The sequence below is a fragment of the Streptomyces sp. SID9727 genome (assembly GCF_010550605.1).
Classification (GTDB): domain Bacteria; phylum Actinomycetota; class Actinomycetes; order Streptomycetales; family Streptomycetaceae; genus Streptomyces.
Genome location: NZ_JAAGNI010000387.1, coordinates 12,580 through 27,319, shown reverse-complemented (window position 1 = coordinate 27,319; position 14,740 = coordinate 12,580). Strand labels below are relative to the sequence as shown.

Sequence of the window (14,740 nt, the reverse complement as noted above, 5' to 3'; positions counted from 1 at the left end):
CCGGCGAGGGCCCGGCGGCCGGGCGCGCGGTCCGCGCGGCCAGCATCATGCGCCGCTGCCGGGCCCGCATCAGCCGCACCTTGCGTACGGAGGCGATGACGCCCGCGACGAGGGTGCCGCCGTACAGCCAGCCGGCGTGCACGGCCAGGGCGGTGACGACGGCCATCGTCTGCCCGCCGAGTCCGCCGGTGCCGCCGGAGATGGGGACGATGCCCAGCGCGAAGGCGATCGGCACGCTGATCGGCGCCGTCACCAGGTCCGCCGGCCGCACCCAGAGTGCGGTCAGGGCGCTGACCGGCAGGAACAGCAGGCCGAACACGACGGGGGACTCGTCGAACAGCAGCAGGTCCAGGCACCCGATCAGGAACATGGCGGCGGCCGCGAAGAGCCCGGCGCCGATCCCGGTGAGCCGGGGATTGGGCAGCCTGCGCAGGGCGCCCACGGCGGGGCGGACCGGCCGCCCGGCGGGCGCGCTCATCACCCGGTGGCCGAGGGTCCCCGCGCCCTCGGCCTTCCTGGCGTCCTCGGACGCCCCCAGCGGGGACAACGGGGTCTGCCGGGTCTGCCTGCGCTGCGGGGGACGTGTCCTGTGCTGCTCCACCGGGACAACGTAGGTCGCCGGCAGGCCGGAATCAGGTGCGGGACACGCGCTTTGGCCGAGCCGGCGATGAGTTCGATGCCACACGGCGCAACGGGAACCCGTTCGGGAAGGCCACTTAGACTCGTCCGCATGGTCCGGTCGTCGTCCCGTGGTGAGGTGAGCCCGGGACTGTGGCGGCGCGAGGCGGGCACGGTCGTGCGCCGGGCCGGGGCGCTCCCGGAGCGGGCGACGGCCTCCGGCGCCGTCGTCGCGGATTTCCGGATCGTCCCCGCCCCCACGGAGTGGACCCGGCACGCGCACCGGCTGCACGAGCTCGTCTGGGTGCGCGGCGGGACGCTGACGTCCCGGGTGGGCGACCGGGTCTTCACCGTGTTCGAGGGGCACGGGCTCTGGATGCCCGCCGGAGTGGTGCACGCGGGCCGGGCGACGGAGGGGGCCCGCTTCCACAGCGCGTTCTTCGCCCCCGACCGCACGCCGGTCGCGTTCGGGGAGCCGAAGGCGATCGCGATGACCCCGCTGCTCGTATCGCTGCTGACCCACCTGTCGCGCACGGATCTCGCCGAGGCCGCCCGGCTGCGGGCGGAGGCCGTCGTGTTCGACGTGATCGAGCCCTCGGAGCACCAGCTGGCGCTGCGGCTGCCCGGTGACCCCCGGATCGACGCGATCGCCGAAGCCCTGCTGGACGATCCCGCCGACGGCCGCTCACTGGAGGAGTGGGCGCGGGGGCTGGGGACCAGCGAGCGCACGATCACCCGCGCGTTCCGCCGGTCGACCGGGCTCTCCTTCGCGCAGTGGCGGCAGATGCTGCGGGTGCACCGGGCGCTGACGCTCCTGTCCGACGGCTTCGACGTGATGTCCGTCTCCGAGCGCCTCGGCTACGCGCAGCCCAGCTCCTTCATCGCCGCCTTCCGGCGCGTCATGGACACCACCCCCGGCGCGTTCTTCGGCGCGGTGGACGCGGCTCCGGGGGATGTCCGGAATTCCGTATCGGGTGGCGAGAACGCCGGATTGTCTGCCTGACAAGCGGAATATAGTCTTCATCGAGTTAGGTAACCCTTAGTTGTTGCTCGCCGTGCTCAGTGCTGCCCGCGTACGCCCGTACGCGGTGCCGCCCGCGTACGGGTGAGCGTGCGGCCCGGCCCGTGAAGGCCGGGCGGGGGGTGCCCCACTCCGCGCCCCTCCGACCACCCGGACCTCCTCATGTTCACCAGCCCCTTCCGCCGTGCCGGAAGACCCTCCGACGGCCCCGCCGCACCGGCGTCCGCGCTCCACGGGCGCGACCTGGTGCTGCGCTACGGCGGCGAACCGGTCGTCCACGGCGTCTCGGTCACCCTGGAGCCCGGCCGCGCGACCGCCCTCGTGGGGCCGAACGGCAGCGGGAAGTCCACGCTGCTCCGCGCGCTCTCCCGGCTGCACCGGGTGGACGGCGGCCGGGTCGTCCTCGGCGCCCCCGACGGAGCGGCCGAGCGCGACGCGGGCCTGCTCAGCCCCCGCGGGTTCGCCCGCGAGGTCACCCTGTTCTCGCAGTCGCGGCCCGCGCCCCAGGGGCTGACGGTCGCGGAGGTCGTGGCGTTCGGGCGCCACCCCCACCGGCGCGGCTTCGCCGGACCGGCCCCCGAGGACGGAGCCGCCGTCGACCGCGCCATGGGCGTCACCGGCGTACGGGACATGGCGGACCGGCAGGTCGGAGAGCTGTCCGGCGGGGAGATGCAACGCGTCTGGCTCGCGGCCTGCCTCGCCCAGGACACCGGCGTCGTGCTGCTGGACGAACCGACCAACCACCTGGACCTGCGCTACCAGTTCGAGACGCTCGACCTCGTGCGGGACCTCGTCGAGCAGCACGGGCTCGCCGTGGGGATCGTGCTCCACGACCTCGACCAGGCCGCCCGCGTCGCGGACACGCTGGTCCTCCTGCACGCCGGCCGCGTCCACGCGGCCGGCGCCCCCGCCGACGTACTCACCGCCGAGAACATCGGCCTGGTCTACGACATCCGCGTCGACGTCGCCCTCGACCCGCGTACGGGCCGGCTGCGCATCGACCCCCTCGGGCGCCACCTCTCCTGACGAGGACGCCCCCCCTTCCGGAGCAGCCGTGCGGCGCTCCGACGCAACGTTCGAACATGTGAGAAAGAGGACCCTCCATGAACCGCGCCACCCGCCTGACGGCCGGAGCCACGACCGGGCTCGCCCTGTTCGCCCTCGCCGCCTGCGGCACGACCGACGCCGACGACGTCACGGCCAAGAGCAGCGCCAAGGCCGCCCCCGCGTCGAAGAGCTGCGCCGACGACACCACCACCACGTCGACCGGGCCGGTCTCCCTCACGGACGGCGTCGGCCGGCAGGTGAAGCTGGACAAGCCCGCCCAGCGCATCGCGGTCCTGGAGTGGCAGCAGGTCGAGGACGCTCTGACCCTGTGCGTCACCCCCGCCGCCGTATCCGACGCCAAGGGCTACAGCACCTGGGTCAGCGCGGAGAAGCTGCCCGGCGGGGTGACCGACATCGGCACCCGCGAGGAGCCCGACCTCGACACCCTGTACGCGGCCAAGCCCGATCTCATCGTCGTGGAGGCGTTCGACGCCAAGGACGAGATGATCAAGAAGCTGGAGAAGCGGGGCGTCCCCGTGCTGGCCACGCGCGGCGCGAACCCGAAGGACCCCATCGGAAACATGCGCCAGGTCTTCAGCATGATCGGTGAGGCCACGGGACGCACCGAGCGCGCCGACCAGGTGCTCAAGGAGTTCGACACCCACCTCGCGAAGGCGAAGCAGCAGGTCACCGACGCCGACCTGCCGACCAAGGACTTCGTCTTCTTCGACGGCTGGCTGGAGGGCAACAACCTCACCGTCCGCCCCTACAGCGACGGCGCCCTCTTCACCGAGCTGGGCAAGGAACTCGGCCTGAAGCCCGCGTGGACCAGCAGCGTCAACAAGGAGCACGGCGACGGCGGAGTCGACCCCGCCTACGGCCTCGCGCAGACGGATGTCGAGGGACTCGTCGCGGTGGGCGGCGCCAACCTCTTCTACGCCAACGACGAGGGTGCCGGCGGCTATGTCGCCGCGCTGCGGAAGAACCCGATCTGGAAGAAGCTCCCGGCCGTCGAGGAAGGCCGCGCCCACGCCTTCCCGGCCCGCGTCTGGGGCGCCGGCGGTCCCCGCTCCAACGAGCAGGCGATCGACGCCTACGTCGACGTGCTCGACAAGAAGTGAGCGCCGTACGCACAGCGGCAGCGCCGTCGCGTCCGCTCAAGGACCGCGGCGGCGCTCCCGCCGGGGCGGCCGTCCTGGCGGCCCTCCTCGCCGCGACCGTCCTGGTGGGCCTGTGGCACCTGACCCAGGGCACATCGGGCGTGGGCGTCGGCGACCTGGTGCGCCACCTCGCCGGGGAACGGGACGGCGCCGACGGCGCGCCGGTCGGCGAGATCCTCACCGGCTCCCGCCTGCCGCGCCTGTTCGCGGGCGTGGCGGTGGGCTTCGCCCTCGGCTGCGCCGGCACGCTGCTCCAGTCCGTCACGCACAACGCCCTGGCCTCGCCCGACACCCTCGCGGTCTCGGCCGGGTCCTACTTCGCCGTGTCGCTCGTCGCCGCCTTCGGCCTCTCCGTACCGCTGTGGGCCTCGGGCGTCGTCGCCTTCGCCGGCGGCCTGGTCGCGGCGGCGCTCGTCCTGCTCCTCGCGGGGCGGGCGGCGGGCACCGCGGGCACCCGCCTCATCCTCGCCGGATCGGCGCTGGCGATGGCCCTGGACTCCGCGACCGGGATGCTCCTCATCCTGTTCAAGCAGAACACCACCGGCCTCTACGCCTGGGGCAGCGGCTCCCTCTCGCAGCTGAACATCGACGCGTCGCTGCGCGCCGTCCCCCTCGTCGTCCTGCTGCTCTGCGCCGCCCTCGCCCTGTCCCGGCGGCTGGACGTGATGAACCTGGGCGACGACACCGCCGCCACCCTCGGCGTGCCGATCCGGAGCACCCGGGTCCTCGCCGTGGTCTGCGCGGTGCTCCTGACCAGCACCTCGGTCACCCTCGCGGGCCCGATGGCGTTCGTCGGCCTCGGCGCCCCCGTCCTGGCCCGCCTGATCGCCGGACGCGTCCGCGCACTGCGCCGGCACCTCTTCCTGATCCCCGCGGCCGGCCTGCTCGGCGCGCTGCTCATCCTCCTCGCCGACGCGGTCCTGCGCGCCGTGCAGGGGGCGGACGGGGCGGCCTCCATCCCCACCGGAGTGCCGACCGCGCTGCTCGGCTCCGTCGTGATCGTGGTCCTCGCGCTGCGGCTGCGCGACACGGGCCGCATCCAGCAGCCGCCGAGGGCCCGGGTCGCCGTACGGTCCCGGCGCGCCTACCTCCTCGTCGTGACCGGCGCGGCGGTCCTGCTGGTCGCCGCCGTTCTCGTCGGCACCCTGGCGGGCAGCCTCTGGCTGAAGACCGGCGACCTCGCCCTCTGGCTCCAGGGCACCGCCCCCGACCTCATCGGGGCGGCCCTCGACGACCGGGTGCCCCGGGTCACCGCGGCCGTCCTCGCCGGCATGGCGCTCGGCCTCGCCGGATGCGTGGTGCAGGGCACCGTACGCAACCCGCTCGCGGAGCCGGGGATCCTCGGCATCACGGCGGGCGCCGGGCTGGGCGCCGCGGGCGTCGTCACCTCGGGGCTCGGCGGCGGACGGACGGTGCTCGTCGCGGTCGCCGTCGCGGCCGGGCTCGCCACCTTCGCGGTGATCGCCCTGCTGGCCTGGCGCGGCGGCTTCCTGCCCGACCGGTTCGTCCTGATCGGCATCGGTGCGGGGTACGGCCTCAGCGCCGTGACCACCTTCCTCCTGCTGCGCGCCGACCCGTACAACACCCCCCGCATCTTCACCTGGCTCTCCGGCACGACCTACGGCCGTACGTTCTCCGACACCGTCCCGGTCGCCGTGGCCCTGGCGCTCGCGCTGCCCGTGCTGCTGGCCATGCGCGAGCGGCTCGACCTGCTCGCCGTCGACGAGGACACCCCGCGCATCGTCGGCGTCAGGGTGGAGCGCACCCGCTTCGCGGCCCTGGCGATCGCCGCGGTCCTCGCCGCGCTCAGCGTGCTCGCCGTCGGTGTCGTCGGCTTCGTGGGCCTCGTCGCCCCGCACCTCGCCCGTTCCCTGGTGGGCGCCCGGCAGGCCCGGACGATCCCGGTCGCGATGCTGCTCGGCGGGGTGCTGGTGTGCGTGGCGGACGCGCTCGGCCGCACCGTCGCGGCGCCCTCCCAGGTGCCGGCCGGGCTGATGATCGCGCTCGTGGGCGCGCCGTACTTCGTGTGGGTGCTGAGGCAGACCCGCGCGTGACGTTCTCCGGAGCACTCGAAATGCCGTCCTCCCCGCAGGAAGGGGCCATGCCGCCCGTGCACAGCACCGTCATGCCGTACGAGCCCGGCCTCGTACCCACTCCGCCCCCGGAGGTGGCGGAGCGCTGGGGCGCCGTCGACCGCTCCGCCCACGCCCCGCACCTCGTGGCCGTCCCCGGCGACGGCGCGGACCGGGCGGGCACCGCGCTCGTGACCGCCCGCCCGGGCACGGCGTACCTGAAGATCGTGGACGCCGTCGGCGACGTACCGGCCGTCATCGAGGCCGTCGCCGCCCACGCGCGCGAGCGGGGACTCGTCCAGCTGAAGTGGGAGGGCTGGACGGTCACGCCGGAGGAAGCCGCCGCCACGGGCTTCACGCCCCTGGCCCCGCCGCTCTCTCAGTCGGAGGGCGCGAACGGGCCGGCCACCGGCTACGTCCGCTGGCTGAACGACGACGCGGTGACCGCGCCTCCTTACTACGGGCAGACCACCCACTTCAGCTGCGGCGCCGTCACCGCCCTCGTCGCGCAGGTGCACGCGGGCGTCCTGCCGCGCGAGGCGCTGGACCGCACCGCGGAGCTGACGCTGTGGCGGGACGCGACCAACTTCATGGCCTGCGACCCCGTCGGCCTGGGCGTCGCCCTGCGCCGGGCCCGGCCGTCGTACGGGGTGACGGTCCACCTCGACACGGACCGGCCGGTCATGCTCGACCACCTCCCCCCGGCAGACCAGGAGTGGCGGGCGCTGCTCCAGCGGGTGTCCCGCACGGAGGCCGGGCGCATCGGCGTCCCGGTCGACCCCGGCCACCTCCCCCTGAGCGCGGTCCGGGACGCGATCGGCCGGCGGGAGCACGTACTCCTGCTGCTCTCGCTCGCCGCGATGCAGGGGTTCGAGGTGCCGCACTGGGTGCTCTGCCACGGCGTCGTGCCCGGTGCCGTGGTGATCGACGACCCCTGGGCCAACGGCGCGACCGGAGACACCTGGGTGGACGCGCACCTGCTGCCGGTGCCGGACGCGTCGCTCGACGCGATGTCGACCATGGCGCCGGGGGACTTCCGCGGTGCCGTGACCCTGCGCACCGCCCACGAGTAATCCGGTGCGCCCGGCACGGGGCCACCCGTACGCTGGGCCCCTTTCCGAACCCGAGGAGAAGCGGCAGTGATGGAGATCCGTCCCACGACCGACGAGGACTTCGAGGTCTTCGTCGCGACCGTCCACACGGCCTTCGGGCAGTTCCCGGAGACCCCGGTCGCGGACGGCGGACGCTGGTGGTCGGCGCTGGAGATGGACCGCGGCCTGCTCGCCGTGGCCCCGGACGGGAAGCCCGTGGGCACCGCCGCCGCGTACTCCTTCGAGCTCACCCTGCCCGGCGGGAAGCCCGTCCCGGCCGCCGGAGTGACCGCCGTCGGCGTCGTGCCCTCGCACCGGCGACGCGGCGTGCTCGGCGCGATGATGCGCCACCAGCTCGCCGAGGTGCGGGAGCGGGGCGAGTTCCTGTCGGTGCTGCTGGCCTCGGAGGCGGGGATCTACGGCCGGTTCGGGTACGGCCCCGCGACGTCCACGGCGCGGCTGACGGTGCAGCGGCACCGGGCGGAGTGGGCGGAGGCGCGGGGGGAGGCGGCCGCGGACGGCACCGGTTCCGTCGAGGTCCTGCGGCGGGCCGACTGCGGCGACATCCTCGAAGCGGTCTACGAGCGGTACCGCCGCGCGCAGCCCGGCGCGCTCTCCCGGCCGCACCGCTGGTGGGAGCTGGGCGCGGGCCAGCCGCCGGTCTCCCGGACACCCCGCTACGTGGCCGTCCACCGGGACGCGGACGGTACGCCGGACGGCTACGCCAGCTACTCGACCGAGTCCGGCACCCTGACGGTGGACGAGACCATCGCCGTGGACGACGCGGCCCACACCGCCCTCGCCCGGTACGCCCTCGGGCACGATCTGGTCTCCCAGGTCGTCTTCCGGCACCTCCCGCCCGAGCACCCGCTGCGCTGGCGGCTCGCGGACCTCCGGGCCGGTGAGGTCGGCGGCCTCACCGACTGGCTCTGGGTGCGCCTCCTCGACGTACCGCGTGCGCTGACCGCGCGCGGCTGGTTCACGGACGGGGAGCTGGTGCTGGACGTGACCGACCCGTTCCTGGGCGAGCACGGCCGCCACCTGCTGACCGTCCGCGACGGCAGGGCGGAGTGCGTGCCCACGGACCGGCGGCCCGACCTGTCCCTGGACATACGGGACCTGGGCGCGGTCTACCTCGGCGGCACCCGCCCCAGCACGCTCGTACGGGCCGGACACATCCGGGCCCACGACCCGGCCGCCGCCGCCCGCGCGGACGCGCTGTTCGCGAGCGACCTCACCCCGCACTGCCTGCACTGGTTCTGACCGAGGAGAGCTACTCGCCGCGGTCCCTGTACCGTGATACGCGCACGTGGACGACGGCGCGCCCGAGCTGCCGTCGCGGCCGACCCCACCCTTCTTGATCCTGAGCGGACGTTTGTGGCATGAGTACTAGTATCGGAATCGTCGGACTGCCCAATGTCGGCAAGTCGACCCTGTTCAACGCCCTGACCAAGAACGACGTGCTGGCGGCCAACTACCCGTTCGCCACGATCGAGCCGAACGTCGGCGTGGTCGGCGTCCCGGACCGCCGCCTCGACGTCCTGGCGAAGATCTTCGACTCGCAGAAGATCCTGCCGGCGACGGTGGACTTCGTGGACATCGCGGGGATCGTGCGCGGCGCGAGCGAGGGCGAGGGCCTGGGCAACAAGTTCCTCGCGAACATCCGCGAGTCGGACGCGATCTGCCAGGTCATCCGCGCGTTCAAGGACGAGAACGTCGTCCACGTCGACGGCAAGGTCTCGCCCAAGGACGACATCGAGACCATCAACACGGAGCTGATCCTCGCGGACCTCCAGTCGGTCGAGAAGGCGGTCCCGCGCCTCCAGAAGGAGTCCCGCCTCCAGAAGGAGAAGGTCGCGGTCCTGGCGGCGGTCGAGGAGGCGCAGAAGATCCTCGAAGCCGGCGACACCCTCTTCCACGCGGGCATCACGGCCTCCACGGAGAAGGGCCGCCTCCTCCACGAGCTCCACCTCCTCACCGTCAAGCCCTTCATCTACGTGTTCAACGTGGACGAGGACGAGCTGGTGGACGAGGACTTCAAGAACGAACAGCGCGCCCTGGTCGCCCCCGCCGAGGCGATCTTCCTGAACGCCAAGATCGAGTCCGAGCTGATCGAGCTGGACGACGACGAGGCCCTGGAACTCCTCCAGTCCATGGGCCAGGAAGAGCCCGGCCTCGCCACCCTCGGCCGCGTCGGCTTCGACACCCTGGGCCTCCAGACGTACCTCACGGCCGGCCCCAAGGAAACCCGCGCCTGGACCATCAAGAAGGGCGCCACGGCCCCCGAGGCGGCCGGCGTCATCCACACCGACTTCCAGAAGGGCTTCATCAAGGCGGAGATCATCTCCTTCGACGACCTGGTGGAAACCGGCTCGGTCGCCGAAGCCCGAGCGGCGGGCAAGGCCCGCATGGAGGGCAAGGACTACGTGATGCAGGACGGGGACGTGGTGGAGTTCCGCTTCAACGTGTAGCGGGTAGCGGGTCACCACGTTGCTGATCTGGCCGGACATGCAGGTCAGGGAGGGTCCGGCTCTTCGGGGTCGGACCCTTGGCCCTTTCCGTGCCGGGATGGGGCGAAAAGCTCGTGCTGGGTTCCGAACAGCGGTCTCCCGGTGTGACAGGTGGGTGGGTGGGGCTCCATCCGCGCGACTGCTTCACGACTCCGGGCCCCGCAGATTCGATCCGTGGCGCTTTTCCTACTCGTTTGACACAATCGGGGTATGGGTGAGACGGCGTACAGCATCGGGGAAGGGCCGGCGACGCGGGTGAGCCTGTCGCTGCCGGAAGGGACCGCGGAGGCGATCCGGGCGCGGGTGGGGAAGCGGGAGTTCTCCGCGTTCATCACCGAGGCGGTCGAGCGTGAGCTGCGCGGGCAGGTCCTGGACGAATACCTGGCGGACTACGAGAGCCGCAAGGGGCCGGTCTCCGAACCGGCTCGTCAGCGGGCGCGGCAGGTCTTCGACGAGGTGTTCGCCGAGGAGGCCGAGTGGCCCGCCGCAGGCTGAGTCACGAGGGGACGCTGATCCTCGACAGCGAGGGACTCTCGAAGCTGCTCGCCGACGACGAGCAGGTGGTGGCTCTGATCGCCGAGGCGCGCTCGCGCGGCATGGAGGTCGTGATCAGCTCGCTCACCATCATCGAAGCCGTCCACGCCCGTACGAACAAGTCCCGCCTGAACTGGGTGCTTTCCGGGCTGCGGGTCGTCCCGGTGGGTGACGAGGAGGCGAGGGCGGCCTCGAAGTTGCTCATGGAGGTAGGTCTGCATGGGCACAAGTACGCGATCGATGCGGCCGTTGCCGTGGCCGCGCTGCGACAGCACCGCCCCGTGGTCATGCTGACGTCCGATGTCGACGACATGATCAAGCTCTGCGGCGATCGGGTCCGGCTCGTGGCAGTGGGGTAACTGACCCCTTCCGGTTTTCCCCGGCCGACTCCGGGATCCTGAGCATGCTGACTTGGTGCTGACCTTTTGGCGACTCATGGAAGCTCCGGAAGCTCTGACCCGCGGCTTCAGAGATACGCCGTCGCGGCCCGCAGCCGTGACTACGCCATCGTTCCTGCATGGAGCCTGACCGTATGCTGCGCGTTCGGGCTTTCCCGCCGCGCGTTGCGGCGGGAAAGCCCGAACTGCCCATAGCCGAGTCAGTATTCGGCTTGGTCGTCAAGATCCTCCCCGAGGGGCGATTCGGGGCGGTGAGGGGTAGGGGAGGTGTCCCAGAAGTACGGGGGCGCCGTGTCGTCGTACATGGGCGTCCCCCACCGGGTCCGGTCGCGGTTGTCCGAGGCGTCGGAGGACTCGCCGGGCTCGTCCCCGTCCGTCGGCAGGAACTCCCGCCGGATCTCCTCGGCGGCTTCGTCCAACCCTTCCGCCTCCAGCGTGACCATCGCGCGGTGCACCATCACTGTGTACGCGTCCATGTCCGGCTTCAGGCCGACCGCCGCCAGTAGCAGGCGCAATCGCTCCGCAATGCTCACTTCCTCTTCGCGGTCGGGCATCCCGTTCTCGTGGACGGAGCCCTCCCAAGGCGGGCCGCCGACGGTCGCCCCGGTCCTCGCGCCCACGGGTGGGACGAGCAGGTGCCGGAAGAGGTCGGGCACCTCCTCGTCCTTGGCCGCCGCCGAGACCTGGGCGAGCGGGCCGATCATGGCGACTGCCTTTTCGATCTCCTCCTCGTGGCGGGCCAGCCACCACACCACAGCGCTACCGGTGCTCTTGAGCACGTCCTCACCCAGGTACTGCCGCTTGCTGCGTTCGTGCTGCCGTTCGTGCTCCCAGACCTCCTCGTCCTTGCGCAGGTCGCTCAGCTTCCTCAGCCGGTCGAGGTCGGCGGGAGCGAGTGTCAGGGTCACATCGGCCACCATGGCCTCCACTCGTCCGCTCCGGTCCGTGAATGGAAGACCGAGCTCTCCCTCCAGGAGGTAGCGGGCGAAACTCGCCCGCGCAGGGTCCTCATGGCGGACCACCGCCGAAGCCCGGTTGACGACCGCGGACACGGCGAGAGCCGGCGAGGCGATGCCGGACCAGTCGGCGTGCCCGGGTGCCGCCCGCCACCACACGGTGGCGGAGAAGAGGAAGTCGTAGCCGTCCCGCGCGCTGGGCAGGGCCGCTTCGCTCACCTGAGTCTCCTGGTAGGGCTGTTCCGGCGGCTCCGACGGCTGGGGCTCCTCGGGTTCGTTGAGCTGGGCCGGCTCGCGGCCACTGCTGCGCAACGCGAGCATGAGCAGGAGAGAGCCCGACACGGTGACCATGGACATGAACCCCCACAGCAGGGGCGACCAGTCCAGAAGGCTCCCGAGCGTGGCCGGAGCGAGGCCGCACACGGTGACGAACAGCAAGCCGGGAAAGCGATCTCTCATCGTGCCTCTTCCGTGGTCCGTGGTCCGGTGCCCGCTCGCCGCGCGCCCTCCGCGCGGTCGTACTGCGCCTGGTCGATGTGCTTCCAGAAGAGGGCTGCGACGGAAGCCCGGGCGGGGTGGTGCGCGGTTCCCGCCCATGTGCATGCAATGGCGTAAAGGCGGTGCAGGGCAGGTGCGCGGCCATGCGTCGAACCGACCATCACGCGTAGCGCCATTTCCCGCGTGGGGTCCTCGGCCGCGCTGCTCAGCCAACTGCTCACCAGCGGTGCCCAGAGGTCGGTCGGTGGTCGGGCGAAGACCGCTTCCCAGCCCACGAACAGATCGGGCCACGGGGGCGGGTTCCCGGCCCGGTCGCTCGACAGGAGCTCGGTCAGCAGGCGCAGGTGGGGCGCTGCCGCACGGAGCTCCCGGTGCGTCCGCTCGCTCAGGCGGTCGATCAGCAGCCGGTAGAGCCGGCGGTCACCGCAGGTGAGTTCGAACAGGCCGTCCCTTGCCTCGCGGGCTGCCCCGCCTTCCCGCGCGGCGAGGTGGTGAAGTCTGACCAGGGCCTGGTCGGGGTGCGTCGTGCCGAGGTACTGGCAGCAGGCGGTCGTCAGCACGCGTACGAGGCCGTCCGGCGGAGAACCGGACCGTGCGCAGTCGTAGATGCGCCTCCGGAACCACCCGCCGAACCTCTCGTGGCTGAGGCCCAGCCCGAGGGCGGCGACCGCACGCGGGTCTCCGCCGGCCCCGGTCGCGCCGTCCGCCCAGCGCACCGCGAGGTCGAAAAGGTCGTGGGGCCGTTCGACGGCCAGGGAGCACTCGCCGAAGCGGATGACCAGGTCGATCCGGTCATCAAGGGTCAGGTCCTGGTGCCCGGCGGCGCTGCCGACCCAATCCTTGAGGTCGTCGCGCACCCCCGGAAAGTTTGCCCAGAAGTACGTGCGTACCGCGTCGGCGTAGGCAAGCCGCTCGAAGCGCAACCGTCCGTCGGGGTCTCGTTCGATATGGAGCGCGTTCAGCCGCTCACCGAAATCCGTACCCGCGAGCTCGGTCGCCGTCTCCTCCTCGTGACCGACCGTCCGCAACAGCCCGCGCCACACCTCGTACACGGTGTCGGCGCGGGCACCGTCGAAGACTGCGGCCGAGAGCAGGAGAGCCCGCTCGGCGGTGGAGCGTGCCTCGGCGACTTGTCGGCCGACCTCGCCGGCCCGGTCGGTCACGGCGTGGACCGCCTGGTCGAGCCAGCTCGCGAACTCGGTGCCGAACCGCCCGCCGTCACGTGCGTCTCTCACCAGGCGGGCGAGTCTCGCCAGTTCATGCATGGGTGAGCGGTCGCACAGCTGCTGCAGTTCTGCGCTCCGCAGGTCCGAGGGACGGAAGACCATGCGGTCCATACGGAGGTACCGGGTGAGGACCGCAAGGCCCCTGGGGCGTCCCAGCCCGATGATGTGCGGATCCAGGTCCGGTACGTGGGCGTGTTCCAGGCCCGACGGCAGGACGGCCACCAAGTGGGCGCCCACCTCCTGGACCTGGGACCGGCGCAGAGCCAGTTCCCGCTGGGCCGTGGCGTAGGTCTCCTCGTCGTGAACGCCCGAGAGGTCGAGGAGGAACCGGTCGCCCCTGCCCGGTGCGAAGGGCCCCGCGTCCTTGTCGGCCGAAGCCGAAGGAAGCTCGTCGAACCGCGTCCCGGTGCCGTCGTCCGGCGCGAGCTCGTGCAGCAGCATGATCGCCGCGGCACGGCGTCCGATCCCGGGCCGACCGTCCACCAGCACCACCGTCCCCGGTTTCGTCAGACGGTCGGCGGCGACGTGGTAGCCCGTCGGTCGGACGAAACGGTCCGCCAGGCGCATTCGGTCCTCGCGGACGATCCGGAGGGTCTCGACTTCCTTGCGGCTGATCCAGTCCGCGCTGTAGTAGTGGTTGTTGTACTGAGGGCCGTCGCCGTTGTTGACGGGCCCGCGCGGATCGTTGACCGTCACGCGGTCGCAGTCGCGATCGCTCATCGCTCGTCGTCGGAACGCCGGCGCTCGCGCTCGAAGCGCTGATGAACCGTGCCGCTGTTGTCGCCCGCCGTGTACTGCACCCCGGTGTTTTCCCCCTCGAAATGAGGGGCGTTGTACTGGTGGCCCCGACCCGTGTTCACCGGCCCCTGCGGCTCGCTGATATAGGTCCCGAGGTCGCCGTTTAGGTTTCCGATGCCGCTGCGGACGCGCTGCTTCACGTCGCGCGTGCGCATCCGGGTGTGCCCGCGTTCCCCTTCCGCCTGCTTGCGGGACGTCTCCTCCGCCCGCTCCCGAGCCGCGCGTGCGTCGCTGTCCACCTCGCCCAGCTCCGGCAGCAGCCTGGCGAGCGCGTCGCCCAGTGCTTTCAGGTCCGACTCGGAGTTGCGGTGGTCGAACCGTTTGTACTGGCAGTCCGCCAGCTCCCGGATGTTTCCTGGGAGAACGTCGGGGTCGATGCGTGTAGCCCTTCCGACGAGCACGGGGATGACGAGGACACCACGGCCAAGGGCCGTTTCGATCTCCCGGCGGGTCCAGTCCAGCTCGGCTTCGAGGGCGGGACGGCCGTCGCTCCCAGGTACATCGGGCCAGCGAGGACCGATGACGGCAAGGAGCGCTTGGCATTCCTCCACCGCGTCGACCAGCTCCGCAGGGTAGCGTCGGCCCGGCTCGATGGAAGCGCTGGCGAAGAAGATCCGCTCGCGGCCGAACCGCCGGGCGAGCTCGCGGTCGATCATGGCCGCCGCTGTTTCCTCGTCGCCGGTGCGGTAGTTGACGAAGACGTCAGGCATGGGAGTTCCCTTCGTGAGGAGAGCTGAGGTGAGGAGACCCGACGGGACGCACGCCTTCCGCCCGCGACGGCATGGCACGTCGGCGCGTGGCGTGAGGAGGG

13 protein-coding genes are annotated in these 14,740 nt (G+C 72.1%); 9 read left to right on the top strand and 4 right to left on the bottom strand.

Features of this window, described 5'->3' with window-relative positions; genetic code table 11:
- The coding region (locus G3I41_RS27245; RefSeq protein ID WP_164403023.1) for a DUF6542 domain-containing protein at positions 1-478 on the bottom strand (478 nt) is incomplete at its 3' end.
- 252 nt (positions 479-730) lie between these two features.
- On the opposite strand from G3I41_RS27245, the gene G3I41_RS27240 reads away from it, so the two are divergent.
- From G3I41_RS27240 to G3I41_RS27200, 9 genes are all read left to right on the top strand, one after another.
- Positions 731-1,621 carry an AraC family transcriptional regulator gene (locus tag G3I41_RS27240; protein WP_164403020.1) on the top strand — a complete coding sequence of 297 codons (891 nt, stop codon included), beginning with the start codon at positions 731-733 and terminating at the stop codon, positions 1,619-1,621.
- 180 nt (positions 1,622-1,801) lie between these two features.
- Positions 1,802-2,665: an ABC transporter ATP-binding protein gene (locus G3I41_RS27235; protein ID WP_164403019.1), complete on the top strand. Its 864-nt coding sequence runs from the start codon at positions 1,802-1,804 to the stop codon at positions 2,663-2,665.
- Between the two features lie 77 nt (positions 2,666-2,742).
- Positions 2,743-3,807 (top strand): iron-siderophore ABC transporter substrate-binding protein, encoded by a 1,065-nt coding sequence (locus tag G3I41_RS27230; RefSeq protein ID WP_164403018.1) that lies wholly within the window; start codon positions 2,743-2,745, stop codon positions 3,805-3,807.
- Complete coding sequence (locus tag G3I41_RS27225; protein ID WP_164403017.1) at positions 3,804-5,900, top strand: iron ABC transporter permease; 2,097 nt, start codon at positions 3,804-3,806, stop codon at positions 5,898-5,900. Before G3I41_RS27230 ends, G3I41_RS27225 begins: the two co-directional genes overlap by 4 nt.
- 47 nt (positions 5,901-5,947) lie before the next feature.
- Positions 5,948-6,991, top strand: a complete 1,044-nt coding sequence (locus G3I41_RS27220; protein WP_164403016.1) for a peptidase C39 family protein — start codon at positions 5,948-5,950, stop codon at positions 6,989-6,991.
- 69 nt (positions 6,992-7,060) lie between these two features.
- Entirely contained in the window at positions 7,061-8,272 is a 1,212-nt protein-coding gene (locus G3I41_RS27215; RefSeq protein WP_164403015.1) for a GNAT family N-acetyltransferase, read from the top strand.
- 119 nt (positions 8,273-8,391) lie between these two features.
- Positions 8,392-9,480, top strand: coding sequence for a redox-regulated ATPase YchF (gene ychF, locus G3I41_RS27210; protein WP_164403014.1), 1,089 nt, complete (start codon positions 8,392-8,394; stop codon positions 9,478-9,480).
- Positions 9,481-9,729: 249 nt separating this feature from the next.
- Positions 9,730-10,014 carry a hypothetical protein gene (locus G3I41_RS27205; RefSeq protein WP_164403013.1) on the top strand — a complete coding sequence of 95 codons (285 nt, stop codon included), beginning with the start codon at positions 9,730-9,732 and terminating at the stop codon, positions 10,012-10,014.
- Complete coding sequence (locus tag G3I41_RS27200) at positions 9,996-10,412, top strand: DNA-binding protein (protein ID WP_164403012.1); 417 nt, start codon at positions 9,996-9,998, stop codon at positions 10,410-10,412. The genes G3I41_RS27205 and G3I41_RS27200 overlap by 19 nt, the downstream gene beginning before the upstream one ends.
- A gap of 239 nt (positions 10,413-10,651) precedes the next feature.
- Here the strand turns inward: G3I41_RS27200 and G3I41_RS27195 are convergent, their stop codons facing one another.
- From G3I41_RS27195 to G3I41_RS27185, 3 genes are read right to left on the bottom strand one after another with little or no spacing between them, the layout of a single operon-like run.
- Positions 10,652-11,866 carry a hypothetical protein gene (locus tag G3I41_RS27195; protein ID WP_164403011.1) on the bottom strand — a complete coding sequence of 405 codons (1,215 nt, stop codon included), beginning with the start codon at positions 11,864-11,866 and terminating at the stop codon, positions 10,652-10,654.
- On the bottom strand, positions 11,863-13,851 hold the full coding sequence (locus G3I41_RS27190) for a hypothetical protein (protein WP_164403010.1): 1,989 nt from the start codon (positions 13,849-13,851) through the stop codon (positions 11,863-11,865). The genes G3I41_RS27195 and G3I41_RS27190 overlap by 4 nt, the downstream gene beginning before the upstream one ends.
- The gene (locus tag G3I41_RS27185; protein ID WP_164403009.1) at positions 13,848-14,639 is read right to left on the bottom strand and encodes a toll/interleukin-1 receptor domain-containing protein; all 792 of its coding nucleotides are present in this window, start codon (positions 14,637-14,639) and stop codon (positions 13,848-13,850) included. The genes G3I41_RS27190 and G3I41_RS27185 overlap by 4 nt, the downstream gene beginning before the upstream one ends.
- Between the last annotated feature and the right edge of the window lie 101 nt (positions 14,640-14,740).

What these genes read in the sequence shown, in the direction of transcription:
- G3I41_RS27240 (WP_164403020.1), top strand. Translation starts at nt 731, where the DNA reads ATGGTCCGGTCGTCGTCCCGTGGTGAGGTGAGCCCGGGACTGTGGCGG.
- G3I41_RS27235 (WP_164403019.1), top strand. Translation starts at nt 1,802, where the DNA reads ATGTTCACCAGCCCCTTCCGCCGTGCCGGAAGACCCTCCGACGGCCCC.
- G3I41_RS27230 (WP_164403018.1), top strand. Translation starts at nt 2,743, where the DNA reads ATGAACCGCGCCACCCGCCTGACGGCCGGAGCCACGACCGGGCTCGCC.
- G3I41_RS27220 (WP_164403016.1), top strand. Translation starts at nt 5,948, where the DNA reads ATGCCGCCCGTGCACAGCACCGTCATGCCGTACGAGCCCGGCCTCGTA.
- G3I41_RS27215 (WP_164403015.1), top strand. Translation starts at nt 7,061, where the DNA reads ATGGAGATCCGTCCCACGACCGACGAGGACTTCGAGGTCTTCGTCGCG.
- ychF (WP_164403014.1), top strand. Translation starts at nt 8,392, where the DNA reads ATGAGTACTAGTATCGGAATCGTCGGACTGCCCAATGTCGGCAAGTCG.
- G3I41_RS27205 (WP_164403013.1), top strand. Translation starts at nt 9,730, where the DNA reads ATGGGTGAGACGGCGTACAGCATCGGGGAAGGGCCGGCGACGCGGGTG.
- G3I41_RS27195 (WP_164403011.1), bottom strand. Translation starts at nt 11,866, where the DNA reads ATGAGAGATCGCTTTCCCGGCTTGCTGTTCGTCACCGTGTGCGGCCTC.
- G3I41_RS27190 (WP_164403010.1), bottom strand. Translation starts at nt 13,851, where the DNA reads ATGAGCGATCGCGACTGCGACCGCGTGACGGTCAACGATCCGCGCGGG.
- G3I41_RS27185 (WP_164403009.1), bottom strand. Translation starts at nt 14,639, where the DNA reads ATGCCTGACGTCTTCGTCAACTACCGCACCGGCGACGAGGAAACAGCG.